The 25025-nt window shown below is 42.7% G+C and carries 22 protein-coding genes; 4 read left to right on the top strand and 18 right to left on the bottom strand.

The features are described 5' to 3' along the window. Window positions 1-17: 17 nt before the first annotated feature. The 9 genes from NST74_RS19405 to NST74_RS19445 form a co-directional block, all read right to left on the bottom strand. Window positions 18-1472 (bottom strand): leucyl aminopeptidase family protein, encoded by a 1455-nt coding sequence (locus tag NST74_RS19405; protein ID WP_341113923.1) that lies wholly within the window; start codon window positions 1470-1472, stop codon window positions 18-20. A 41-nt stretch (window positions 1473-1513) separates the two neighbouring features. Next, window positions 1514-2506 carry an ABC transporter ATP-binding protein gene (locus tag NST74_RS19410; protein WP_341113925.1) on the bottom strand — a complete coding sequence of 331 codons (993 nt, stop codon included), beginning with the start codon at window positions 2504-2506 and terminating at the stop codon, window positions 1514-1516. Further along, the gene (locus NST74_RS19415) at window positions 2503-3504 is read right to left on the bottom strand and encodes an ABC transporter ATP-binding protein (protein ID WP_341113926.1); all 1002 of its coding nucleotides are present in this window, start codon (window positions 3502-3504) and stop codon (window positions 2503-2505) included. Before NST74_RS19415 ends, NST74_RS19410 begins: the two co-directional genes overlap by 4 nt. 13 nt (window positions 3505-3517) lie before the next feature. Beyond that, complete coding sequence (locus tag NST74_RS19420) at window positions 3518-4429, bottom strand: ABC transporter permease (protein ID WP_042129329.1); 912 nt, start codon at window positions 4427-4429, stop codon at window positions 3518-3520. Window positions 4430-4496: 67 nt separating this feature from the next. Next, window positions 4497-5420 (bottom strand): ABC transporter permease subunit, encoded by a 924-nt coding sequence (locus NST74_RS19425; protein WP_042129331.1) that lies wholly within the window; start codon window positions 5418-5420, stop codon window positions 4497-4499. 112 nt (window positions 5421-5532) lie between these two features. After that, window positions 5533-7137, bottom strand: coding sequence for a glutathione ABC transporter substrate-binding protein (locus NST74_RS19430; RefSeq protein ID WP_341113930.1), 1605 nt, complete (start codon window positions 7135-7137; stop codon window positions 5533-5535). 89 nt (window positions 7138-7226) lie between these two features. Then, window positions 7227-8231 carry an asparaginase gene (locus NST74_RS19435; RefSeq protein WP_341113933.1) on the bottom strand — a complete coding sequence of 335 codons (1005 nt, stop codon included), beginning with the start codon at window positions 8229-8231 and terminating at the stop codon, window positions 7227-7229. Window positions 8232-8259: 28 nt separating this feature from the next. Next, the gene (locus NST74_RS19440) at window positions 8260-9417 is read right to left on the bottom strand and encodes an ROK family transcriptional regulator (RefSeq protein WP_341113934.1); all 1158 of its coding nucleotides are present in this window, start codon (window positions 9415-9417) and stop codon (window positions 8260-8262) included. A gap of 507 nt (window positions 9418-9924) precedes the next feature. After that, window positions 9925-10587, bottom strand: a complete 663-nt coding sequence (locus tag NST74_RS19445) for an MgtC/SapB family protein (RefSeq protein WP_042129338.1) — start codon at window positions 10585-10587, stop codon at window positions 9925-9927. Between the two features lie 208 nt (window positions 10588-10795). Between NST74_RS19445 and NST74_RS19450 the strand changes: the two genes are divergently transcribed. Further along, complete coding sequence (locus tag NST74_RS19450) at window positions 10796-11761, top strand: NAD(P)H-dependent flavin oxidoreductase (RefSeq protein ID WP_341113937.1); 966 nt, start codon at window positions 10796-10798, stop codon at window positions 11759-11761. A gap of 83 nt (window positions 11762-11844) precedes the next feature. Here the strand turns inward: NST74_RS19450 and NST74_RS19455 are convergent, their stop codons facing one another. Continuing rightward, the gene (locus NST74_RS19455) at window positions 11845-12060 is read right to left on the bottom strand and encodes a hypothetical protein (protein WP_341113938.1); all 216 of its coding nucleotides are present in this window, start codon (window positions 12058-12060) and stop codon (window positions 11845-11847) included. 346 nt (window positions 12061-12406) lie between these two features. On the opposite strand from NST74_RS19455, the gene NST74_RS19460 reads away from it, so the two are divergent. After that, window positions 12407-12802: a DUF2871 domain-containing protein gene (locus NST74_RS19460; protein ID WP_341113940.1), complete on the top strand. Its 396-nt coding sequence runs from the start codon at window positions 12407-12409 to the stop codon at window positions 12800-12802. A 57-nt stretch (window positions 12803-12859) separates the two neighbouring features. Here the strand turns inward: NST74_RS19460 and NST74_RS19465 are convergent, their stop codons facing one another. Further along, the gene (locus NST74_RS19465; protein ID WP_445668146.1) at window positions 12860-15274 is read right to left on the bottom strand and encodes a glycoside hydrolase family 6 protein; all 2415 of its coding nucleotides are present in this window, start codon (window positions 15272-15274) and stop codon (window positions 12860-12862) included. 374 nt (window positions 15275-15648) lie between these two features. Between NST74_RS19465 and NST74_RS19470 the strand changes: the two genes are divergently transcribed. Then, on the top strand, window positions 15649-16077 hold the full coding sequence (locus NST74_RS19470; RefSeq protein WP_341113942.1) for a VOC family protein: 429 nt from the start codon (window positions 15649-15651) through the stop codon (window positions 16075-16077). A 91-nt stretch (window positions 16078-16168) separates the two neighbouring features. Here the strand turns inward: NST74_RS19470 and NST74_RS19475 are convergent, their stop codons facing one another. From NST74_RS19475 to NST74_RS19490, 4 genes are all read right to left on the bottom strand, one after another. Next, the gene (locus tag NST74_RS19475) at window positions 16169-18511 is read right to left on the bottom strand and encodes an ABC transporter permease (RefSeq protein ID WP_341113944.1); all 2343 of its coding nucleotides are present in this window, start codon (window positions 18509-18511) and stop codon (window positions 16169-16171) included. A 2-nt stretch (window positions 18512-18513) separates the two neighbouring features. Beyond that, complete coding sequence (locus NST74_RS19480; protein ID WP_341113947.1) at window positions 18514-19287, bottom strand: ABC transporter ATP-binding protein; 774 nt, start codon at window positions 19285-19287, stop codon at window positions 18514-18516. Between the two features lie 172 nt (window positions 19288-19459). Beyond that, window positions 19460-20728: a HAMP domain-containing sensor histidine kinase gene (locus NST74_RS19485; protein WP_341113948.1), complete on the bottom strand. Its 1269-nt coding sequence runs from the start codon at window positions 20726-20728 to the stop codon at window positions 19460-19462. 2 nt (window positions 20729-20730) lie between these two features. Further along, window positions 20731-21414: a response regulator transcription factor gene (locus NST74_RS19490; protein WP_341113951.1), complete on the bottom strand. Its 684-nt coding sequence runs from the start codon at window positions 21412-21414 to the stop codon at window positions 20731-20733. Window positions 21415-21480: 66 nt separating this feature from the next. Between NST74_RS19490 and NST74_RS19495 the strand changes: the two genes are divergently transcribed. Continuing rightward, on the top strand, window positions 21481-22743 hold the full coding sequence (locus tag NST74_RS19495) for a serine hydrolase domain-containing protein (protein ID WP_341113952.1): 1263 nt from the start codon (window positions 21481-21483) through the stop codon (window positions 22741-22743). Between the two features lie 58 nt (window positions 22744-22801). On the opposite strand, the gene NST74_RS19500 is transcribed toward NST74_RS19495, so the two are convergent. The 3 genes from NST74_RS19500 to NST74_RS19510 form a co-directional block, all read right to left on the bottom strand. After that, window positions 22802-23161 carry a hypothetical protein gene (locus NST74_RS19500; RefSeq protein WP_042129358.1) on the bottom strand — a complete coding sequence of 120 codons (360 nt, stop codon included), beginning with the start codon at window positions 23159-23161 and terminating at the stop codon, window positions 22802-22804. A 102-nt stretch (window positions 23162-23263) separates the two neighbouring features. Then, on the bottom strand, window positions 23264-24061 hold the full coding sequence (locus NST74_RS19505) for an ABC transporter permease (RefSeq protein WP_341113954.1): 798 nt from the start codon (window positions 24059-24061) through the stop codon (window positions 23264-23266). A gap of 3 nt (window positions 24062-24064) precedes the next feature. After that, entirely contained in the window at window positions 24065-24976 is a 912-nt protein-coding gene (locus tag NST74_RS19510; protein ID WP_341113955.1) for an ABC transporter ATP-binding protein, read from the bottom strand. Between the last annotated feature and the right edge of the window lie 49 nt (window positions 24977-25025).

The raw sequence follows: 25025 nt of genomic DNA on the forward strand, positions 1-25025 counted from the left end.
CCCCACTCTTCCAGTTGTTATTGATGTACTTGCTTCATGACATAATCTGCGAGCAGGCGTGCGCCATATCCCGTCGCTCCAGCTTCTGAATACCACACATCCTGCTTGTACTGTACCGTCCCTGCCATATCAATATGAACCCAGCTCATCGACTCTGCTACAAAGCGCCGAATAAATAGGGCCGCTGTTATCGCACCTGCAAAGGGGGACGTACTAACATTGCGCAGATCAGCGTAATTACTCCGCAAATCTGCTTCATATTCATCCATTAGCGGCATGGGCCACAAGCGTTCCCCATTTCGCTCACCAATCTCTACCAGGCTCTGCGTTATGTCAGCATCGCCCCATATACCTGCGATACCTAATCCCAGCGCCGCACCGACATTTCCAGTTAAGGTAGCGATATCGATCGCTTGGTTCGCTCCGATATTCGCGGCATGAATAAGCGCATCTGCTATGATAAGTCGACCCTCACCATCTGTATTTGCAACCTGAACGGTTAACCCGTTAGGGTAGCGGATAACAGATGAAGGCAACATCGCCTCAGCATCCGGCACATTATCAACAACCGGAATAAGTGCGGTCACATTTACATTGGCACGCTTCCGTATCAAAATATCCATAGCCCCAATTACAGCAGCCGCACCGCCCATATCCATGCGTGCATCGCTAATATCACTGGCTGTCTTCACATTCATGCCGCCTAAGTCAAAGGTCACACCTTTACCCACCAGGGCTAACATCGGTAATTCAGAGTTGCTCTCGTAACAGATTTCAACCAGAGCTGGAGCATGCTTGCTCCCTGCTCCAACAGAGATCAATCCATTCATCTGAAGATCCACAAGCTCCTGCCCTCGATAGATATGAACTTTTAATGCAGCATCATCACGGTCAAAAAATTCAGCCATCCATTCCGCGAAACGATCAGGGTTTAGTGTCCCGGGCACCTCATTCACAAGATCACGAGCAACGATTGCTCCTTCAGCACGTATTTGTGCAGAAACCCGTACAGCTTCTATTTCAACAGAAGACAGTTCAGGCCAATCTAAGGATTGAAGCTGTAAATCAACAGAGCCCTCAACCTTGGTCGTTCCGCGATAAGTCTGGAAACGGTACAACCCGAGAATCCAGCCTTCCATCCAAGCTTGTAATTCATCAGCAGCAGAAATATCACTGTTCCTATTTACAGCCTCAGAGGCTAATCGCACTAGTGAGGCACTGCTGCGACCTTCTTTCAGGATGGAACGAGCAGCAGATCCACTTGCTCGGCGAATCTTCTCAAGCGTAATATCCTTGCGCTTTCCCATGCCTACCGCTAATACATCAGACTCTTCCTCAGTGCGGGCATGTAACCAAGTCACACTGCTGCACTGTTTGTGAGCCGCTCCCAGTTTAAAAGGAAATGACTCCTCGTCATAAGCTAAATAGACAAGAGTATCCGCCACGTTAGCGGAATCGAATAAGATATTCATCGCTGTCCCTTCTTTTCCGTAAAGTTATCTCACAATTTCCGTTATCGCTCTAATTTCAGTATTTCTTCATCAAATAAATGGCACGCAACCTCATGACCCGGTTCAACCTCTCGGAATATTGGTACATGCTGCTTACAGATTTCCATACAGGAAGGACATCTTGTATGAAAACGGCATCCCGACGGTGGATCAACCGGACTTGGGAGATCTCCCTTCAGAATAATGCGTTCCTTCTTTAAGGTAGGATCGGGTACAGGTACAGAAGATAGCAGCGCTTGCGTGTAAGGATGCATTGGACGATCATACAAAGTATCTTTATCCGCCGTCTCTACGAGAGAACCAAGATACATGACACCGATTCGATCACTGATATGTTCAACAACACTTAGATCATGAGAAATGAATAAATAAGTCAGACCGTACTCTTCCTGCAGATCCTGCAATAGATTCAACACTTGTGACTGAATCGATACATCCAGTGCAGACACGGGCTCATCCGCCACGATTAAGCTTGGTCGAACAGACAATGCTCGGGCGATTCCAATCCGTTGGCGCTGTCCACCGCTGAATTCAAAAGCGAAGCGCTCGGCATGGAAACTGTTCAGTCCTACTGTCTCTAGCAGCTCACATGCTAATTTATCCCGTTCTTTGGAGGATAGCTTTGTATGAATGAGCAGCGGTTCAGCGACAAGATCCTTTACCTTCATCCGTGGATTAAGAGAAGCATAGGGATCTTGGAACACCATCTGCATATCTTTACGAATAGGCCGCATTTGATTGTCTGAGATATGGCTAATATTTTGACCCTTAAACCACACTTCACCGTCATTTGGTTCCAGCAAGCGAGTCACAAGTCTACCCGTAGTGGATTTACCACAGCCACTCTCACCCACAAGGCTGAACGTTTCTCCTTTACGTATAGCGAATGAGATCCCATCAACTGCGTGCAAATATCTTGTAGTTCCGAAAAAGCCCTTCTTCACTGAAAAAAACTTCTTCAGGCTTTTAACTTCAATTAGTGGAGTCTCCTTCACAAACGTTCCCCTCCTTCCGTGTTCTCCTGCTGTGTAAGCCAACAGCGACTCTTTCGCTCAAGTCCCTCAATCGGAAGTAACTCAGGCTCCTGCGTGAGACAACGCTCTGTGACAAACTCGCAGCGTGGGGCAAATTTACAACCTGCTGGCATTTGTGAAAGGTCAGGTACATTTCCTTTAATAGAGTCCAAACGGCGTACATTCTGGCGCAGCTTCGGAACGGATTGAATTAATCCCTTCGTATATGGATGCTGCGGTCTTGCAAAGAGTTCTTGTACGGAAGCTTCTTCTACTACACGACCAGCATACATAACAACTACACGGTCGCATAGTTCGGCTACTACCCCAAGGTCATGGGTAATGAGCAGCATTCCCATATCCTGTTCTTCTTTCAGATGCTTCATTAGATCAAGGATCTGTGCTTGAATCGTTACGTCCAGTGCCGTTGTCGGTTCATCTGCAATCAGCAGCTTCGGGTGACAAGACATCGCCATCGCAATCATGACACGCTGCCTCATACCACCAGAGAGCTGATGCGGATAATCATCCACCAATTCTTCCGCACGTGGGATACCCACAAGACGTAACATATGAATGGCATGCTCACGTGCTTTCTTCCGGCCATAGCCCAAATGCAGCATGATCGGCTCCATCAATTGCAAACCAATCTTCAGCACAGGATTAAGCGAAGTCATCGGCTCCTGAAAAATCATCGCCATATCATTTCCACGGATCTGACGCATCTCTTTATCCGTTACTTTCGTCAGATCAGTCCCCTCAAAGCGAACAGAGCCACCGGAGATTCTGCCTGGCGTATCCTTAAGCAGCCGCATAATGGACAGTGAGGTTACACTTTTGCCACAGCCGGATTCTCCAACTAGACCCAGCACTTCACCTTTCTTAATCACAAAGTCAACACCTGCAACGGCCGTTATACTTCCATCGCCGCGTTTGAACTCCGTTTTCAGCCCTTGTACTTCCAGCAAATTTTGAGTCATGTCTTGTCCCTCCTTAGTTTTTCATTTTGGGATCAAGAGCATCGCGCAGTCCGTCCCCGACCAGGTTAAATGCAAGTACAGTCAAAAAGATAGCGATCCCCGGAAAATACACGATATGCGGAGCGATACTTAAATAATCACGGCCCATACTTAGCATCGCGCCCCAATCGGGCTCTGTTGGCTTCGCGCCCATGCCTAGAAAGCTCAGTGACGCAGCGGCCAAGATTGCCCCGCCAATCTTCATAGATAGATTAACAATAATGCTAGGAACAGTTTCCGGAAAAATATGTCTCCAAATAATTCGGCGATTCTTCGCACCCATAGAACGGGCGGCTTCAACAAACAATGTTTCCTTCGCAGACAATGTAACGCTCCGAATAATTCGGGCAAACGATGGTGTGCCGAAGACTGCAACGGCAATGACAACGTTAGATAAACCAGGCCCGAGTATGGCGACAATCCCAATGGCAAGCAGTAAATCCGGGAATGAGAACAGTACATCACTTCCCCGCATAATAATCCGATCCAGCCAACCGCCATAATATCCACTGACAAGACCAAGAATAGTTCCAAGTACACCCGCAATTAATACGGAACTTAGACTGACCGCTAAAGTCAACCTTGTTCCATCAATTAAACGGCTTAGAATATCACGGCCATATTCATCCGTTCCTGCCCAGTGCGCGGCAGAGGGGCCCTCCATTAGTGCATCGTAATTCGTAGCTTCAGGATTATACGGGGTCAGAAAAGGCCCGAATATTGCAATCAAAAAAAGCAATATGACAAAAAAAGCAGCCAATAGGGGCATCTTTTGTTTGCTGAACTTGCGAATAAAAACACCCGCGCGGCCTTTCGTTTTCTCCGGGGCTATTACCTCTCCGGGTATAGGAGAATTAGTTCCCATAACTGCAGAATTGTCGCTCATGATATCCCTCCTAATCCTAAATTCTCCCTAAATAAAACTATCGTATTGTTTCTCTGTAGCAATCTAGCTACTGAGAAAACCTGATTTTCGGATTGAGTACGCCATACAATAAATCTACAATTAAATTGATAAGAATAAATTGTGTTGAAAACAACAGCAGCAAAGCTTGAATAACCGTATAATCCCGGAACAAAATGGAATCTACCAGCAATCTACCAAGACCAGGAATACTGAATACTGTCTCAACCATTACCGAGCCACCAAGCAAGAACCCAAATTGAAGTCCAGCTACAGTAACGACCTGAATAAGAGAATTGCGCAGCGCATGTCTACTGATAACAACATACTCGCGTAAGCCTTTCGCACGTCCAGTACGGATATAATCCTCCCGTAACGTTTCTAGCATCGATGACCGTGAGTAACGGGCCAACATCGACATAATCCCCATTCCAAGTGTAATGGAAGGAAGAATATAGGATTTCCAGGAATCTACACCGCCGGTCGGAAACCAGCCCAGCTCTACCGAGAAAATTTGAATGAGTACTAAACCTAACCAGAATCCAGGAACAGACATCCCTGAAATAGCTGTCAATGTACCTAAATGATCCGGCCATTTATTGCGGTAAACCGCCGAAATAACACCGATTAGAAGACCAATGACAAGCGCCCAAGCCATACTTAGAAATGTTAGCCATAAAGTAGGCATGATTCTGCTCTCCAGCATATCAGTGACCGGAATCCCTGAACGGATCGAATTACCTAGATTACCACTTAGTAGATCACCCATGTAGTTTATGTATTGTTTCCACAAGGGCAGATTGAGACCCAGTTGCTCTTGAATGCCATGAATCTCTTCAAGTGTGGCGTCCTTACCCGCAATAAGTCGGGCCGGATCACCCGGAATTAAGTGAATAAACAAAAAGACTAGTACCGATACAATGAACAACAGCGGAATAACCCCGAGGAGTCTTTGTAAAGCATATCTACCCAACTCATAAGCCCCCTTCAGTATCGACAAATGATTTAGTGAGGCCGCTTCCTACCATTCTATAGAAGCGGCCTCGTTCAATTCTTGGGATATTAAACTTACTTTTTTTACATCATTATTTTACTTCTGCATTGAGAACATTTATGGAACCGTCCGGGAAGACTTTTACACCTTCCAAATACGATCTTTTGCCAGAAATAATTTGGTCAACGCCCATGAAGGCCCACGGAGCATCTTCCCATACTGTTTTTTGAATATTGGCATAAATGGATTTAGCCGCTTCAGGATCAACCGCTTTATTCGCCTCAGCAATCCATTTATCTACATTTTCATTTTTGTAATAAGCTGTATTCGAGCCTGCAGGCGGGAACATTTCACTACTGAACAAACCTCTAGTTGCGCCATCTGCATCACCGGAGGATGGAGACCAGCTGACATACCACATTTGAATTTTTGCTTCTTCAGGCGTTTTGGCAGAGTTAATTTGGTCGGACAATGTACCGCCCTCCATAGACTTCACTTCTACCTTAATGCCTACAAGCGCTAGCTGTTGTTGAATAAATTGCATACCCTTCATCGTTTCGGATTCGTTCTCTCCCCAGATTTCGGTTTCGAATCCGTCAGGATATCCCGCTTCAGCAAGCAATTGTTTAGCTTTTTCAATATCATAGTCATAACCTGTTTGTTGGGAGTAATATTGTGTTTTGGAAGACATTGTGGAATCAAGCTTAGCGCCGAGACCCGATTTCACGACCTTGATATAAGCATCTTTGTTGATAGCATAGTTAATGGCTTGACGTACTTTTACATCATCGAAAGGTTTCTTCATCGTATTCAAAGTTACATAACGAACAATGGTTGAATCGATCGTATCTACAGTAATTCCTTCAAGACCTTCAACCTCGGATACTTGCTCCGTTGGCATAGGATAAATGAAGTCAGCCTCACCAGTTTTTAGCATCGCAATCCGTGATCCATTCTCTGGTACGGGTCTGAAGGTTATGCTATCCACTTTCGGCAAGTCTTTTTGCCAGTAATCCGGATTCTTCTCAACAACTAGACGATCACCTTGTACCCACTCTTTGAACTTAAATGGACCAGTACCTACAGGCATTTTTGAAATATCGGCACCGTTTTCTGTCAGAGCTTTCGGGCTAATGATCGGCGCCATGGCAACCTTATTTAAAAAGGCGTTGTACGGCTCACTAAGTGTAATAACCACGGTTTTAGCATCAGGAGTCTCTACTTTAGCTACCTTTGCGAAGCTTTTGCGCAGTCTCAGATTGTTCTTCTCATCTTGAATACGGGCGATGTTTACTTTAACCGCTTCAGCATTAAAGTCAGTGCCGTCTTGGAATTTAACATTCTCTTGCAAATTGAACGTGTAGACCAAACCGTCATCACTTATGGAATGGCTTGCGGCAAGAACAGGAACTACATTCATATTCTCATCAAAACCCATTAGACCTTCGTACATCGTTCTGGCAGCGCTGATTGAATGTGTATCGCTTGCGTTATGAGGGTCCAGCGTAATAAAGTTAGAATTGATGGCAATTACAATGTCTTTATCATTTTTTGTAGTTGGGGTGCTAGTTTCCGTGCCACCAGCTGTATTGCCACCTTGTCCCTCGTTGTTCGCTTTGTTGCCGCACCCTGCAGTCACTACTACTGTAATAAGCAGCAGCATGAACATTGACCATACTTTTCCTTTTGCTTTCATGTTAAACACTCCCCTTTAGAAACGATGTATTAGAAAAGCTCCCAGTCCGATTATTCATGAGACTTGAAGATTATTCTCGATCCTGATAATCAGACTTCCCATTGGAATACAGCTCGGCGTTCGCCTACAATAGTACCGCCATCATTAACGATGGTATTTGGTACGAGCGCATATAAACGATCAATTGTAGCTTGATTGCTATAGCCTAAACGTTCCAGAATCGATGCAATGATACAAGGCCAGACTTGCTCAGAGCCATCGGATACTTTTAGTGATATACCGATTCGTTCCTTACGAAGACCAATACCATATACACCTTTAGCCCCGCCCTTGGCCGTCAGATTATCATCCTTTAAAAGCTCTGAGCAGACGAATTTCGTATCTGCTATCATCACCGGATTATCATTCATAAGCTTTGCAGTCACAGCAGCTGCGTTGCGTATTTCAATATCCTCGATCAAATCAGGACAGGCTAGCTTTAAATATGAATAAGCGATTTTGTGCAGCGGAAGTGCGAAAATGGGTAGACCACAACCATCAATTCCTTGAGGAATGGATTCCTTCGGTACTTCAGCTATATAGGCCATGGTCTCAAGGATCTCCTGTTGTACAGGATGGTTAGGTTCATAATAAGTACCTATATCCCAACCCATATATTTGCTGAGACCCATTAACCCGGCATGCTTACCCGAGCAATTATGAAAGATTTTGCGAGTAGGCTCATTCGCCCGATGACGCTCCGCTTTGGCTTCCTCATTCAATGGATATGTAGAACAGCAATGAAGTCCCTCTTCTTTTAATCCCATTTTTTGAAAAAGAGATTCAAGTGCTTCAATGTGGAAGGCCTCTCCCCGATGCGAAGCAGTAAAGAGTGAGGCTTCCTTACTTGTCAAACCATATACTTCGTCGATCCGTCGCTTCATAACCGGTAAAGCTTGGAACGGCTTAGCGGCTGACCGAAGATAGGTCATATGCTCCGGGTTTCCTGTTTTGTACAAGATGTTACCCTTCTCATCGACTACGCTAACTGCACCATAATGCACATTCTCTAGTAAGCCACCACGATATTCTTCTACCAGTGTTGTAAATCCCATCTGTACAACCTCCCTCGATGTAATTCTATTAATCCAATGCGAAAAAACGATTCTGCGATAGTAGGCCCGATCCGATAATTACACCGTTCTCATTCAGCATCGAACGATGAATGGAGAAAGATCCACGAAGCGGTTCCCAAGTGAAGCGCGAGAGATAGAGCTTCTCGACTTCCTCATAAACGTCTGGGAATTTGTCGACGAGTTCTCCACTCATGATCACACTATCCGGGTTATACATGCATACGACATTGTTGATCGTAATCGCCATATACATGAGTGCACGTTCGATCAAATGAACCGCCCAATGCTCTCCTGCATCCTTTGCTTCAAATAACTCCTCGATCGTGCGAATCGGACGAATCCGATTGGCTTCAGACAACAATGAGCTAATATTTATATAGGTCTGTAAGCAACCCGCTTTCCCGCACTCGCACATCATTCCGTTAGGATCCACTGTTGTATGCCCAATTTCACCAGCACTGTTCATCACTCCGCGATAAATCTCTCCCTCGAGGATCATTGCCGAGCCAACACCTTGACCGAAGCCCAATAGTGCGGTACGGATGGAACCCACTGCAGCACCTTTAAGGTGTTCTGCAAGAGCTCTTACTTTCAGCTCATTATCTACAGCAATTTCAAAACCGGTAAGTTCCTTTAGGCGTTTAGCTAAGGGCACATTCTTCCATCCAAGCTGAACCGAGAAGACGACGATACCTTCTTCGTTATTTACAATGCCAGGAAGTCCAACTCCAATACCGACGATACGTGTTCTGTCAATCACATGCTGCTGTGTCAGATGTTCAATCGCTTCATTAATTCGTTCCAGCGTCTTGTCAGGACTCTCGTCCGGTGTACGCGGGTATTGCCTGCTGCAGAGCAGCTTGCCTTGCAAATCTACGATCCCTACAATCATAAGACTACGATCCAATTCAACCCCAACTGACAACACAGAAGCGTCAACCATAGCTAGCAACGTTGATTTTCGACCTAATCCTGACGATACCTGATCCGAGTCGAGTAGAAATCCTTGTTCAGTTAATTCCCCAACAATTCGACTTACAGTCGTAGGACTCATACCCGTTTGTTTGGCGATGGAAGCCCGAGAAATCGGCTGTTGATTTTTAATGATTTCGAAGACCGTTAATCGGTTTTGTCGCTTCATAAAATCCTGATCGTGCTTTTTCACAGACATTCTCCTAATTATTTTCTCCAGTGCATTAATCAAGCTGATAAAAGTATAAAAATAAGAAAAAATTTGCCAATAAAGCTACGATAATGTATTATTTAATTTATTTTTAGTTTAGTTTCTCCAGTGATGGGATTAATAATAAAGGCTCATTGAATGTATGTCAATATAAATGACATATTTTTTATTCGAAATAAATGAAAGCGGTTAATATGTGAAATATTTAACAATATTATTCAATACATAACATAAACATAACACAAAAAACCAAAACTTATCTCGTAATAGACCGTGCGAAAACTATAAATAGGAAGAACCTGATCTCAAAGAGAAAATAAATTAGAATAGCAAGAGGTTTGAGATAAACAATCTTAGCAGATGGTTTGTATATCTGAATATAAAAAAAGGGTAGGATCATGCGCGGATTGATAGTGAAATGGAAATTGCCCCGCATCAAAAGTAAGTTTTTTATAGCAACCAACCTTTGATACGGAGCATCTTGAGCCGTTATTGAAAATCTACTGCCTTAACAGATGCATCTTCTTGTATTAGGGATAACAAATTCACAGAATTAAAGGATTCAGGATATTTTACGATAATTTCTAAATTCAACTCAGAGGCAAGACTATTATTTTCAGCGTGAAAGCTTAGTATAGTAATGTTCTTTTCTTCAAGTATCTTTTGGATTCGACTGACGGCTCCTTCTGTATTAGACAGACAGATCACAATCTGTTGGGTTTTCGGTGAGGCCAGCCAACTGTATCGACCGTGCAAAATCTTTTGCCCGAGTAAGATAATAACCGTTGCTCCTCCGCCAAGGATATAAAGCCCTGAACCAATTGCCAGACCTAGCCCCGCCGTTGCCCAAATCCCCGCAGCAGTTGTCAGCCCCTTAACGGTGTGTCTATGCATGAAAATCATTCCTGCGCCAAGGAACCCCACTCCACTTACTACCTGCGCTGCAATACGTGCGGGATCGAGTTTAACATAGGACCAAGAAGCTTGATCCTGAAATCCATATTTGGAGATGATCATCATAAGTGCAGCACCTAAAGCTACAATAAAATGCGTCCTAACTCCCGCTTCTTTCATTCGGCTTTTACGTTCAAATCCAACTAATACTCCACAAATTCCAGCTCCAACTACACGAAGTAAATATTCAAACTCCATACATTGTCCTTCTCTCCTTATGATATTGCTATTTATTGTATCATAAACGGATTTCTATATTTCCCCTTCCAATAAGGTGGACATGATATTTAACATAGTTTGAGCATGCGCACAGTCACATCTGCAATGATTTAACTGTGATACCTTTATAGCTGTTACTCCAGTAGACATTGTATAACGATTTACAACTTGTGAAAGAGGTGCGTATATGAACCTGCCAACAATCCAATTTGGGCATATTAAATCCAAGGTTCCTGTGATTCAAGGTGGTATGGGCGTAGGTATATCCTTAAGTGGATTAGCTGCTGCTGTAGCCAATGCAGGCGGGATCGGCACCATTTCCGGTACAGGAATCACCACTGATGAACTGAGAATGCATATTCGCAAAACAAGAGAGCTCTCTAAAGGGATTGGATATATCGGTGTGAACGTACTATTCGCAATGAAGGATTTTGCCGATAAAATGAAGGCTGCTTTGGAAGAAAAAGTGGACTTTATTATTTCCGGAGCCGGAATTTCCAGAGATATTTATGCTTGGGGGAAAGAATATGGCACCCCTGTGGTGTCTATTGTTTCTTCCGCTAAATTGGCCAGAATATCCGAAAGACTTGGCGCCTCTGCAGTCGTTGTGGAAGGATTTGAAGCTGGGGGCCATTTAGGCACTGAAAGATCCATGTTTGATATCCTCCCAGAAGTTGTAGAAGCCGTTTCCATACCGGTTATTGCTGCAGGCGGGATTCTGACCGGAGATGATATCGCAAAAGCCCTTCGAATGGGCGCTTCCGGCGTTCAGATGGGGACTCGTTTCGTAGCAAGCCATGAATGTGATGCTCCTTTGTCATTTAAGCAAAAGTATGTAGATGCTCGACAAGGTGATACTATTCTAATTAAGTCTACAGTGGGGCTAGATGGCAGAGCGATTCGCAATGAATTCACAGATCGTATCAGTGATGATGCCAAATTAAAAATAGCCAAATGCTCTAATTGTCTAAAGGTATGTTCGCACCGTTTCTGTACCATGGAATCCCTCTTAACTTCCCTTAGAGGAGATGTTAAGAACGGATTGGTTTTTGCCGGGTCCAGGGTTCATGAGATTAAAGAGATATTGTCCGTACAGCAAATTATCGATAATTTAATGTATGAGTATCAAGGGGCATTAAACCCCGTAACTTAAGATAAACAAGAACCCTTTGTTGTATGCAACAAAGGGTTCTTGTTAAAAAACGTTCATTATAGTTGATTTACTTCAACATTGCCTCACATCATTCCACGAGTATTATAAACGCCCTCTTGTTGATGGCAGCTCTTATACATTTGCTCTAGCTCGGAATCACCTAAGTTAGGGTGTCTTTCTTTCATAAATGGCAACATTTCTTTAAAAGTGCTAGGACCTACTCCGGCAGCATACACCGCTGTCCCAATTCCAAATGACAGAATAACTACACAGATTACTGCAAATACTCCTCTTTTCAAAAAAACCATCTCCTACTTAATAATACGGAAAAAATCAATACGAAAAAAATTTGCTGAAACCAACATGCACATCAGACCCATTCCCATAACTAGAATGGCTATGATCCAATCCGCTTTTCTCATATTCATCCTCCCGTGCTATCGAACACCCTGACTCCAATGAACAGTGGGTTCAATCATATTAATTATTATAGATAAATATTGTGTAGAAACTATGTGGGTCATGTTAGAAATTCATTTTTGACAATTTCGTGAAATTAATCACTATGTCATCATTCGTTCATATTGCGTTCTTATTTCCATGATATTATTTCGATATAACAATAAACACAAAGGAGTCATGATCATGAAAAAATTGTATTACACGTCATTTTTCTATGCAATTCTTGGGTTGATAGCTGGTGTTGCTTATCGTGAAATTACCAAAATGAATGATTTCGAAGGAAACACCATCTTAGTTGCACTTCATACTCATATCCTTATACTGGGCTTCTTTTTCTTCATTATTGCTTTGATTCTAGCCAAGTTATTTAATATCCATGAGGCCAAATCATTTAATGCATGGTACATTGTCTATAACATTGGTCTCCTGATCACAATCGGTGCTATGGCTACTCGCGGGATGCTGCAAATTAACGGAACTGATATTAGCTTCTTACCGCATATCGCCGGTCTCGGTCATGCTATACTAGGAGCCGGTATCATATGGCTGCTAATTCTATTGGGGAAACGAATTAAATAATACAGAAAGAGCCGCTAGGATTATTCCAGCGGCTCTTTTCATTACATCCAGCTTCGGTTATGGAGCAATGCCCCAAGCGAGGCTATCAATTTGATAAAGCGTTACTTTATCCCAGTTAGCAAAAGCCGTTGTAGTAGCATCAAAGGAGTAGTCATTAGTTTCGTTAAAATTAGTCCAATCCGATTTGTAAATTCTGAGTTGAATATCTCCCGATTGGCCTCCAGCTGGAATGGAACCGGCTGAAGCAGTAAACGAAAGTTCAACGTACGTATCTGCGTTCGTACCTGTGTAATTAGCAAATGCGACCTGAACGTTATTATTCCCGACTTGCGCCCAGTCAATTACTCCATTCAACGTTTGATTACTATCTTTGGTGAAATAATAACGAATTTTAAGATCGCTTAAATTCACAGCGGTTGTTCCGTTATTTTTAATATTGAAATAAGGCTTAATCTGATTGTCGGTCACATTCGTATCTCCAGCACGATACTGCAACGTTAGATTAACCGCTGCGGGTGCTTGCGGACTGGCACTCGCTGGTGTAGAATTCGCGCTCTCTCCCACGCTATTGGTTGCGCTTACAACATAATAATAGGTTGTTCCGTTTGTTAAGCCCGTATTACTGTAGCTCGTCGTTGTTAATCCCGTTGCTACTGTTGCATACGGCCCTCCGTTTGTAGTCGCTCGTTTCACTGTATAGCTAGTCGCACCTGTCGATGCGCTCCAGCTCAGGTTTACTTTGACATCTCCCGCTGTCGCCACCAAGCTGGCCGGAGCTGCTGGAACAGTTGCTACCGCTACAGGGACCGCACTCGCTGGTGTAGAATTCGTGCTCTCTCCCACGCTATTGGTTGCGCTTACAACATAATAATAGGTTGTTCCGTTTGTTAAGCCCGTATTGCTGTAGCTCGTCGTTGTTAATCCCGTTACTACTGTTGCATACGGCCCTCCGTTTGTAGTCGCTCGTTTCACTGTATAGCTAGTCGCACCTGTCGATGCGCTCCAGCTCAGGTTTACTTTGGCATCTCCCGCTGTCGCCACCAAGCTGGCCGGAGCTGCTGGAACTACAGTTCCTCCTCCATTACTCAAAGGAATCACAGGGTAAGCATTCTGCACCAGTTGAACGAACTGCTCATGGAACCAGTGACCTGATACAGGTGCATTAGCCAATGCTCCGGTCAGTGTGCCGCTTGAGCTTGTATAAGTCGGATCACACATTCTGTCAAAGCCCTTACCTTCATTATTTGGAATTGCACTGCTGGAGCCATCAGATTCTCCCGGAGGCTTCACCCACACAAAAGCATCCAGATGCGAAGCTGCATAACCTGCTGGTGCTGCTTGAGGAACTTCTCCAATGCCAGCACCGCTGGCATTACACCAATTGCCGCGATGAAGGCGTTTATCTATCCGACCGGAATCCGCATATACATTAACGGTTGTTCCGCTCGCACTATCAGGGCGATTAGATCCACCCCACCCATTACGGGAAGTATCTATCAGGAAGCCGATCGTGGAAGGCCAGCCTTTTGCTACAAAACCAGAATACAAAGCTGCTGTGAAATCGGCTTCATCAAAATACGGATTCCATTCATAATAACTTGCTGAACGGAGCTGTTGACCGCCTATCGTAAAATTTGGATCAGGAAGATTAGGCTCTTCAAGCGGAGTGGTGTTCGCTGTGTTCGTAATAAATCCATCGACACTAGCAAGTCCAGCTGTAGTGCCAGACACAACCGAAGTGAAAAGGTCAATTGCGGGGCCACGATTAGTATCCCATCCGAGCCAACCAGAGTGTCCAATATCCATGTAAGTATATACATTCGGAATGGCATGGAGTGCATTTAATGTGTATCGTGTAGCATCACGGTAAATATTCGTTGAGTTAGCCTGAGCACATTGTGGCGTACTGAGGTTGGTCACCAAATTCGGCAGCGAGTCCGGTTCAACAATGGTTACTATACGGATATCACTATATTTTGGCTTTGCAAAAATACTTGCGATTACATCAACATAATCAGATTTATAAGTGGTCAAGCCAGCCGCTGTCAGTGGCAGCTCACCATTAGAGGCCAGAGCATGGCAATCCCGTCCAGGCATATCGTAAATGACGAATGTAGCTGTTATCGGCGTGTTAGGTTGCTTTTGCGCAAGGATGGCATCTAAAGTTTCCTCTAGACTTTTTCTGCCTCCGTTCTCAGCCCCGCCATAAATGGCAGCAATTCGGTCCAGCCAGACGGCCGTTGGATATTTCTTAACAGTCTCCATTCTGGAAATTAAACTGCTGTCAGTAACTTGGGCAATAGAGGTATCTATCAGTGCGGCATAATCAGGATTAACATAAGCAGTAGCCCCTACAAATGGATTATCAACATGTACTTCACTGGCATACGTGGTAGAAGGAGCATATCCGGTGATAACTAAAGCCATAATCGTAAGCAATAATAACATTTGCTTGCTTAGTGCCTTTGTCATTATTATTCTCCTCTCGGCAATTAAATAAATTCGCAAATAATTTATTAATAGCCACGCGATGCTACAATTGCGGGTATTACTCCTTTAGAGTGCTCGTCACCTCCTTTATGCCTCACCTGAACTCCCCCTCACCTCCTCTCAAGTTCCTTATCTCTCATGGTCACGAAAAACTCTAATTATTTTACATAAATATAATAATATTTAATTTATAGAAAATTATCCCTTTTATTGAATACTACCATATCCAATTTGTTATTAGAAGATAGTAGATAAATAAAAAATCATTCAAAAGACTATCAGAATATTTGTTTATAAACTGGTAAATGATACAATGTGGATGTGACAAAATATCTCAAATTTTAAGGAGTGAAAAAATGTCTATTGATGTTTATCTTAATTTCAATGGGAATTGTCGTGAAGCAGCAGAGTTTTACGCAGAGGTCTTTGGCACTGAACGTCCACAAATCATGACCTTTGGTGAAACACCACCCGATCCCAATTTCACTCTTCCTGAAGAAGCCAAAGATTTAGTTATGCACACTCGCTTGAAAATCGAAGGCAGTAATGTAATGTTCTCAGATGTTTTTCCGGGCATGCCCTTTAGCCAGGGTAGCAATATTAGTCTTTCGGTAGTTAGTAAGGATCTAGATAGCATAAAGAACTATTTTCACAAGCTACAAGAAGGTGGTACAGTAGGCATGGAATTGCAAGAAACCTTCTGGAGCAAGTGTTATGGTAATCTAAAAGATAAATTCGGCATTGATTGGCAATTCAATTATGATGATGGTGAAGTATATAAATAAGTAATGCAAAAAAAACAATGAGCATGGAAAAGCTGCCAACCCCGTAAGCACAGGCCAGCCCTTCCAGCTCGTTGTTTTTTTGCTCAAGCACTTAGTCCATAATCAAATCATATACACTGACCTTTCGAATTCGCCTTGCAACTAACATAGACACCACATAAGAGACCACTAGAATGACCGCACACAGTAGAAGCACTTGAGGCAAACTAACCGCCAATTGAACATTATAAATGCCAAGACTTGAAAGCAATAACACAAATGCTGAATCTGAGTAAAAATAACCCGCTAAACACCCCAAGACTACTCCAACTACAATCACCGGAAAAAGACTGAACGTAATTTGTGTCATCAGATTAAAGGTGGTGTATCCGATACCCTTAAGAATACCGAACTCTCGCTTGCGCTTCATAATCAAAGTCTTAATCACCAAGTACAAGATTAAGCTGACTACTATAATTGTGACTGCCGTAATGACTGCTGTCATAGAAGATACTGCTGCTGTGAATGTACTAAGTGTGCTTTCTAACATGTCTAAAATGTTCGTTACGTTCCATTGTCCAGGGAAACGTTCTTCGAGCTTTTGAATGAACGCTTGAGGATCTTCCCATTCCTTTAAATACACATTAATGGACTGAACGGAATAATTCGGCTGTAATTTCCTCATTCCATCTTCTGTTATGGTAGCAACCATACCTAACTGATTAATCTGCTGGCTAAGACCAGTTACCAAATAATTTTTGGTTACCCCATTAAACGTAACTGGAATCTCGTCTCCAATCGATTTATTTTTCATTTTCGCAATTACGCCGGATATCGCAATTTCATTATCATAAATGGGCTGTCTACCTTTGTAGACCGTCTGCGTTTCCAGCTTGGCATAATCATCTGATACACGGAGCATAAAGCTGGAATCATCTGTAGAGGCTACTCTACCTTCCAATATGGAAATCTTTTGAACCTCAGACATAGCTTCAACTTCAGCAATTATTCCCGGAGCATGGTCAGTTTTTTTTAGATCAAGTTGCAAATTGGTACGTTCTAAACCCACTAAATCTAAAACGGCTGAAGTATCCCCTTTAAAGTTAAAATTAAGGATGGAGCAAAATATACTAGAAAAGGTCAAGCCTGCAACGATCAGCACAATCATAAAATTCTGTTTGGTCTGTCTAAATAAAGATTTCAGACTTAAGGCAAATTGCAAATTCAATGAAGTACTTGCTAATGGAAAATGGTTTTTCTTGAAATTGTGGGTAAGAAGTCCGCTCTGAAGCGCTGCTATCGGAGTAATCCTACGAATCTTTCTACTGGACAGGTAGGCAACAAATAGAATGAGTACCGTAACGATAAGCAAACTATACAAAGCACTTAATACTTCAAAGGTTGTCGGCCACAACAGTCCAACCGAAGACGAGATCATATTGCCTACTAAGGGCATGACTAGAACGGAAATCAAACTCCCCGGTATGGAAGCCATTATAGACACTGAGACGAACTGTAACAGAAATGAGGATATGATCTGCCTTGACGTATAACCGTTCGCTTTCAAAACTCCGATGTTAGTTAGGTTATCCTCAATATTTCCGAAGATTTGAAACCTGATCACAATCAGTGAGATGACAACCATAATCAGTGCAAACACAATCAGGATGGCGGCTAAAATATTCACAAAAACGCGGTTGCCCTCCAGACCCACATCGGTACGCATGACTAAAAATGAACTAGAGATTCCAGAGCCAAATATCTGTTCACTCAGCTTTTGCTCTAGCTTGAGCTCTTTCGCCCGTTCGTTAAGTTGCACAGACAAAAAATTAAATTGAACCTCTTCCCCAAGCTGTGCCTCCAATTGCTTATAACCTTCATCGTTTAAAAATATTTTTAAAGCCCCATTCGTCAATGTCCCAAACAGGGGTTCCTCCGTAAAGCCACCGATGGTGTAAGTGAATTTGTTGTTGTCGTATTCAAACGAAATCGTATCCCCAAGGTTATACCCTGAGCCCCCGTGGAAAATATACGGTAGGTAAATTGTATTTTGATCTGCAGTTTCCAACCGAGAGGTTGTATTAAAAAGTCCCATGGATCGCTGCAAATCCATATTAAGAATCAAGAACGCGATAGCTGTATTGTTTCCCCCGTAGTTTATCTTTACGTCAGGAAGTAGAAGTGCCGCCTCATTCTCCCATGCTCCAGTATAAGGATAACTATCCACCAGAGACTCATATTCCTTCACATGCTCGTTTACAGGAAAATAAGCGGTGATATCAGGTGTATTTAGCTTGGAGATTTTCTCTTGCTGAAAAGAATTAAGCTTCAAACTGACCGTTAGGCCTATATTCAGCAGCAGCACAGCTATCATAATCAGAAGGAAGAGTGTAATCGTTGCACTCTTTCTTTTGCGAATATTGGACCAAGCAAGCTTTCCTATTAAGCTTCTCATCCCTACCACCCCAATTCGGTTAGAAAGGACTGTAGTTGCTGCTGCCGTTCTGGTCCAACATCTTCACTATACGGGGAAAGGCGCAAATCTCCAACAATTATTCCATCCCGCAGGTACAAGATCCGATTACCACGCAGTGCAGTCTTGAGATCATGAGTTACCATAATTATGCTCTGCCCTTGCTCGTTCACCTCTGTCAGGACACGAAGTACCCCGATTCCTGCTGAGCTATTAAGCGCTCCAGTCGGCTCATCAGCGAATACCGCCTTTGGGCTGTTGATCAGGGCCCGGATAATTCCCGCCCGCTGAGCTTCGCCCCCAGAAATTTGAGCAGGAAACTTGCCCCAGACTGAATCATCCAGACCCACATCAGAGAGAAGTTTTTTGGCTTTCTTCACCGCCCCCGCCCTATCCTTTTGCACAAGAAAAGCACTTGATAATACATTGTCGAGGACACTCATCGAATCGAGCAGATGGATCTGCTGAAACACAAATCCACAATTCTTTCGCCGAAATATCGCCAGCTGATCATTACTCATCGCTGTTATCTCTTGATCTTCAAACAAAACCTCTCCGAGCGTCGGCTTATCCATTCCTGAAATGGCATACAGCAGTGTTGATTTACCAGATCCAGAGCTGCCCATAATAATCGTGAAATCACCATGATATAAGGTCAGATCTAGATTTTTTAGAACATGCTGCTGAGTCCCTCCATGGGAAAAGGTTTTTCCAAGCTTATGGGTCTGCATCAGCACTTTATGATTCACTTCACTCATCTTGAACACTCCATTTACATTCATGCTCATTAATTACGCTAACTACTAACAGAAATTAAAGACCTAAGCGAAATTTAATGGCTGCAATCACAGGCTCATTCGTAATTGCAACCTTATCGTACGTTAAATGTTCTTAACATGTCTTTGCGCAATCCTTAGCGAATTCTTAATTCTATCCAGCTAAAGGAATCAACAGCTTTACAGTAAATCCATTCTGCCGGTTGGAACACACAATTTCGCCTTGCATTTTTTGCATCATATAACGAGAAATGTACAGACCTAGACCCGCACCGTTCTTGCTCATTGCCAGACTGCCCCGAAAAAATTTATTGAATATTAAAGGCAGCTCCTCCTCAGGAACACCCGGACCATAATCCTGAATATCAACCTCCAGATAATGATCCCTAATCTCGAATTTAATATCGATGGGGGTCTCGGAATTGGCGTATTTATAGGAATTGTTCACCACATTATCAATAACCTGCTGCAGACGCAGGGGATCCACCGTCAGGATACAGTCTGGCACTGCTGCTGCTGAAATCCGCTCATAGAAATTTACATTATTTATAATTTGGGTCAGTAGGTGACTATGCTCCTCCGTTAAGCTGACTTTTAGTTCATTCAGTTCTTCCAAGGTGGAATGGAACATATCTGTGACCAGACGATCAATCTGATCTGCTTTGGAATATAAGGTGTTCAGTTGTCTGCTTGTCTTCTCATCCCTAGCACTTAATAGCATCAGTTCCGTAATCGCCTTTAGCGAAGCGACAGGTGTCTTAATATCATGACTTAGGCTAGCAACCAGTTCCTTCTTACTCTTGTTCGCCAGATATTCGCTGTGCCTAGCCGCCGCAAGCTCTTCCCGCATCATATCGAAGCTTTCGGTAAAAGCACCAAATAGATGATTACGATCCATCGCAAGCGGAACTTCAAGATCACCTCTTGCGATATGCTTCGCGAATAGCTGCATTTTGCGAAACGGACGAAGAATGGATCTATTCAGGAACCAAATATAGAGGATGCCTAGAATTGTAAGCAGAAGCAACATCACAACAGAAATTTGTATAAATTGTTGTTTCATATGTATAAAAACCGTACGATAATCATTATTAACAATCACTTTACCTACTATCTTATCCTGCTCAACAACATCGACTAAGGTGTCCCGATTATTGATGGCTTCGTTAATCGTAACGGAAACCGCATTTTCAGTTTGATATTTAAGTGCTCCTGAAGTATCGATGATGGCGAAATCATAAGGACTTTCCTTGTACAGTTTCGGATCAAGCTTGTCCCAATTCTGCTCCGTAATCTTAACGATGGTATTGATAGCTACTCGATCCGTTGATGTCTCCACCTTCAAGTTAACAATCAGGAATAAGAGAGTTATACTTGCAGCGAGAATAATGAGGAGTAGCGTTATCAGCAATTTTTTAGTCATAGCTATTTATCCTCGAAAGCATAACCGATACCCCATACGGTACGGATGAACTGTGGGTCATTAGGATTCTGCTCGATCTTCTCACGAAGATGACGTATGTGTACATTTAAGGTGCCATCTCCCGCAAAAACATCTCCCCAAACCCCTGTAAATAACTCCTCTTTGGGGATTACCCGATTTTTATGCTGAATCAAATATTTAAGTAATTTATATTCCATTGTTTTCAGCTTGAGGGGTACACCGTTAAGTGTAGCCCTTCGGAGTTCAGGATCAATTTGAACGGGTCCGGATTCAAGAAGAGAAGCCTCCGCTACAACGCCGTTGTTGTACCGCTTTAGCATCGCCTTCACTTTAGCGAGCAGCACTCTAAGGGTATACGGCTTATGAATATAATCATCTCCCCCAATATCCAGCGCAATCAATACATCACCCTCACTGGAGCGGGCACTAATAAATAGAATGGGGATTCCAGTCGTTTGACGAAGCTCTTTGCATAACTGGAAGCCGGATTCACCACCTAGATTAATATCTAGGAGTAACATCGACACCTGATGCTCACTTAAAAATCTCCGACAAGCATCAGCGCTTGTAACAAACACGGTTTGAACATCAAACAAATTAAAATATTCGCAGGTGGTCTCCGCAAGCTCAATTTCATCATCAATAATCAAACAATCATATTTCATGGATTTCTCTCCGCTTCAACAGAATTTATTATTATGTTAGAATATGCCTTTAAGGAGGGGTTACCTGTGGATATACAATTCCAGCGTCTGGAGCACTATTTAGATAAATACGGACAAAGCTGGCCATTAAGCGGCACAGTCTTAATAGCTCAGCGTGGAGAAATCAAGCTACATAAAGCCTACGGATATGCAAATCTTGAACATCAGGTCCCGAACACATTAGATACCAAATTCCGGATCTGGTCACTTACCAAATCTTTCACTGGCATGGCTATCCTGATGTTAAAAGAACAAAAACGTCTGAGACTGGATGATCCCATCCTAAAGTATCTTCCTGAGCACCATGCACTAGAGGGGATTACCATCCTTCATCTGCTGGGACATACCTCTGGTATAGCCAACTACACTTCCATACCCGAATATAATCAAAAATTAAATAAGCTAAAGCTGACTCCACAGGAAATGTTACAGCTATTTGTGAGTCAGCCGCCTGCCTTTATGCCTGGCACTTCATTTGCCTATAACAACTCAGGTTATTATTTACTTGGGATGATTATTGAGAAGATTACAGGGATGACCTTTGAAGATTATATCACTACTTTTATATTACAGCCTTTGGGTATGGTTAATACAGGAGTTTATAACAATTATCAAATCATTTCAAAATTAGCCTCACCTTATCATTCCTCTTGGGGAGAGTACACTCAAGGAGAATACATAGATATGAGCTCTATCCAGTCTGCTGGTGCGATGTATTCGACGGCTGCAGATCTTTTTCTGTGGGACCAAGCCTTGTACTCCGATCAATTAGTATCTCATGACACCTTGGAAATGGCCTTTCATTCCAGTAATCTTAAATATCGATTTGGTTGGTTCTTGGACGAACGCCTTGATCGAAAAAGAATGTATCACGGCGGTGCCTATCGCGGCTTTCGAAGTGAACTGCATCGATACCCGGAAGATCAAACGAGCGTCATCATGTTGACCAATTATGATTGCGTCCCTGTCACTAAGTTAACGGAATCGCTAGCTGGATTAGTATTTGGCGAACCTGTATGGGTGCCGACCTCTCCGCAAGCCTTTCCGCTTGAGGAGAGCTTTTATGCAGAATATATGGGAACCTACGAGGGTTTTGGCTGCAAAGCGAGTGTAGAGCGTAGTGGCCAAGATTACTATTTTATCTGGAATGATGTAGAAGTCACTCCGTTTTATCCAATCTCGGAAACAAGATTCCATCATACCAAGCATGATACCGAATATGAATTTAAACGAAATGCTCAGGGTGAGCTTTCATTCCTGGGGATGCATAAAAAACAAGACAAGTCTTAATTAGACCTGTCTTGTTTCTCTTTTTTATAAGTAATAAAGACTCAGGTTCATGTTCATGCTAGGCCTTGGCTATCATGATAAACTCAGCGAGAAGAACAAGTAAGGCGGTAGTTACACCAAGCGAATTAATTACAGTTAAGGCATCTGGGTAGCTTTCTTTCTTAAATTGTGAGAATAAAGACACCATCCATAATACACTGAAGAATAACGCGACCAATCCGGAAATAGCCTCACTGTCCACTTTTCTACTCTTCATAAAAAATCCTACTAGGCCAACGACTGTAAAAATCATATATATAGCAAGCTCTATGGATGTGATGACAATCGCCTCGCCTGCAGAGAACAAATGCATTAACGTGTATTGAATCCCCAAACAAATAAACACTAGCTGGTTAAAAGAAACTTTGCTCACCCTCATAGCGTATCTCCTTTTAATTTAAGTGAACTGCCATAAAAGATAACGCTTACATTATATCGATAATTACAGTAATCCTCTGTGACTTTCAGTACTCTTGCAAATCTACGCATGAATATCTCTTTTTCCAAACGAAATATAGGTGACAGACAAACTGATAGCTATGATAATCACAGGGATCAGCAACACTTCCATAAAATCCTTTGCTCCGGTCAAAACTATATGTTGTGAGTTAACGACGTAGATTCCGGAAAACTTCATAACCTGCGTCGTTAAAGCATGGTCTGAAACCGCCCTTAGCCATGTTGAGGGAGCATCACGGAAATAACCGGATATCATGAAGTCTCCGAATATAATTAGAAAGGTTGCAACTACCGCAGAGGCTGTTCTTTTAATAATAAGGCCCACCATAATAATTAGAGTGGCATAAGCTGATAAATAAAGGATATTTAATCCCAGTACACGGAAAACCTGAATCAAGTCAGCATTTAAATTCCGATTACCGATGTCATTCCCAATTATCAAGGCAGCTATCATATACGTGAGATAAAACACTCCTGTAAATTGCAACATCCACCATACTATAATTTTTAAGGCAGAAAGATATTTCCCTGTGATGTAAATAAATCTACTTTGTCCTGAAGCAAGGATAACTTTGATAGACCCATATTCAAATCCTTCGGTTGAAAAAAAACATGTGTATATTGGAATAATAAAATAAAAAAATATGGATAAAGGCATCACAATCGTTAAGGGTTCCGCGAGATTAGCGACTTCAAAACCACCTTTACTGCCAATCCAGAACGCTAATACCAGACTCGCTATAAGAAACAGCAGAGATATCCCCTTAAACATGGTATCCCTTTTTATAAAGTAAGACTCAGCTCTCAGTAAATTCCTCATCGCTCATTCTCCTATCAGATCCATGTAATAGTGCTCAAGATTCGCAGTAGACAGGCTGATTCCTTCAAGCGGGACACCCTGTCTAATTAACGTTGACATTAACTGTTCAAGATCTATCAAATCCCTGGGAATCAATATTTCTCCAGAAGCTGATAATGTGCTCGAATGAATATTAAGATCGTTCTTAAGTACGTTTATGGCTGCTTCTACTTCAACCGTTTTAATACAAATTTGCGTTTCAGCTGATTGCATGAGCTCTTCCACAGAGACTTCCTTAATGAACTGCCCTTTATGAATAAATCCGAATTTGGTAGCGAGCAATTGGAGTTCACTCAAAATATGGCTGGAAATCAAGATGGTAACCCCTTTTTCATGCACCAGCTTAGCCAATAATTTTCTCATCTCTACAATTCCCGTAGGATCAAGTCCATTAATCGGTTCATCCAAAACAATAAATTCCGGTTCGTTGAGAAGGGCGATTGCCAGTCCTAAGCGTTGACGCATGCCCAGAGAATAATCCGATGTATTTTTGTGCTCAGCATCCGTAAGTCCCACCAGATTCAGTACATTTTTAATTCTGTCGGAATCCGTAATCCCATAAATCTTGCAATAAAAACGTAAACTCTCTGCGGCATTCATATGGGGGTAGAGAGCAGGGTGCTCTATTAAAATCCCCATTTTTCTCCTAACCCTTGCGATGTCCTTCTCACTACTTTTGCCCAGCAATTGAAAGCTCCCTTTTGTTGGATACACTAATCCACTGATTATTTTCATGAGTGTGGTTTTGCCTGCCCCATTCTCTCCTACTAGGCCATAGATATCTCCCTTTTGAATCTGCATATTAATATTTTGAAGCGCAGCTGCCCTACCATACTGTTTACTTAATCCCTCAGCTTCAAAGATTATTGTATTCATTGTTCAACTCCTCCATAGCATATTTGCTCCTACTAATTGATATCAAATT

The sequence above is a fragment of the Paenibacillus sp. FSL F4-0125 genome (assembly GCF_038008565.1).
In the GTDB taxonomy this organism is placed as follows: Bacteria; Bacillota; Bacilli; order Paenibacillales; family Paenibacillaceae; genus Paenibacillus_AQ.

Coding starts and splice junctions, on each gene's coding strand:
- NST74_RS19430 (WP_341113930.1), bottom strand. CDS start 7,137: ATGAAAGCAAAAGGAAAAGTATGGTCAATGTTCATGCTGCTGCTTATT.
- NST74_RS19450 (WP_341113937.1), top strand. CDS start 10,796: ATGAACCTGCCAACAATCCAATTTGGGCATATTAAATCCAAGGTTCCT.
- NST74_RS19435 (WP_341113933.1), bottom strand. CDS start 8,231: ATGGGATTTACAACACTGGTAGAAGAATATCGTGGTGGCTTACTAGAG.
- NST74_RS19480 (WP_341113947.1), bottom strand. CDS start 19,287: ATGAGTGAAGTGAATCATAAAGTGCTGATGCAGACCCATAAGCTTGGA.
- NST74_RS19415 (WP_341113926.1), bottom strand. CDS start 3,504: ATGACTCAAAATTTGCTGGAAGTACAAGGGCTGAAAACGGAGTTCAAA.
- NST74_RS19475 (WP_341113944.1), bottom strand. CDS start 18,511: ATGAGAAGCTTAATAGGAAAGCTTGCTTGGTCCAATATTCGCAAAAGA.
- NST74_RS19405 (WP_341113923.1), bottom strand. CDS start 1,472: ATGAATATCTTATTCGATTCCGCTAACGTGGCGGATACTCTTGTCTAT.
- NST74_RS19420 (WP_042129329.1), bottom strand. CDS start 4,429: ATGAGCGACAATTCTGCAGTTATGGGAACTAATTCTCCTATACCCGGA.
- NST74_RS19505 (WP_341113954.1), bottom strand. CDS start 24,061: ATGAGGAATTTACTGAGAGCTGAGTCTTACTTTATAAAAAGGGATACC.
- NST74_RS19445 (WP_042129338.1), bottom strand. CDS start 10,587: ATGGAGTTTGAATATTTACTTCGTGTAGTTGGAGCTGGAATTTGTGGA.
- NST74_RS19510 (WP_341113955.1), bottom strand. CDS start 24,976: ATGAATACAATAATCTTTGAAGCTGAGGGATTAAGTAAACAGTATGGT.
- NST74_RS19485 (WP_341113948.1), bottom strand. CDS start 20,728: ATGACTAAAAAATTGCTGATAACGCTACTCCTCATTATTCTCGCTGCA.
- NST74_RS19470 (WP_341113942.1), top strand. CDS start 15,649: ATGTCTATTGATGTTTATCTTAATTTCAATGGGAATTGTCGTGAAGCA.
- NST74_RS19465 (WP_445668146.1), bottom strand. CDS start 15,274: ATGACAAAGGCACTAAGCAAGCAAATGTTATTATTGCTTACGATTATG.
- NST74_RS19490 (WP_341113951.1), bottom strand. CDS start 21,414: ATGAAATATGATTGTTTGATTATTGATGATGAAATTGAGCTTGCGGAG.
- NST74_RS19460 (WP_341113940.1), top strand. CDS start 12,407: ATGAAAAAATTGTATTACACGTCATTTTTCTATGCAATTCTTGGGTTG.
- NST74_RS19500 (WP_042129358.1), bottom strand. CDS start 23,161: ATGAGGGTGAGCAAAGTTTCTTTTAACCAGCTAGTGTTTATTTGTTTG.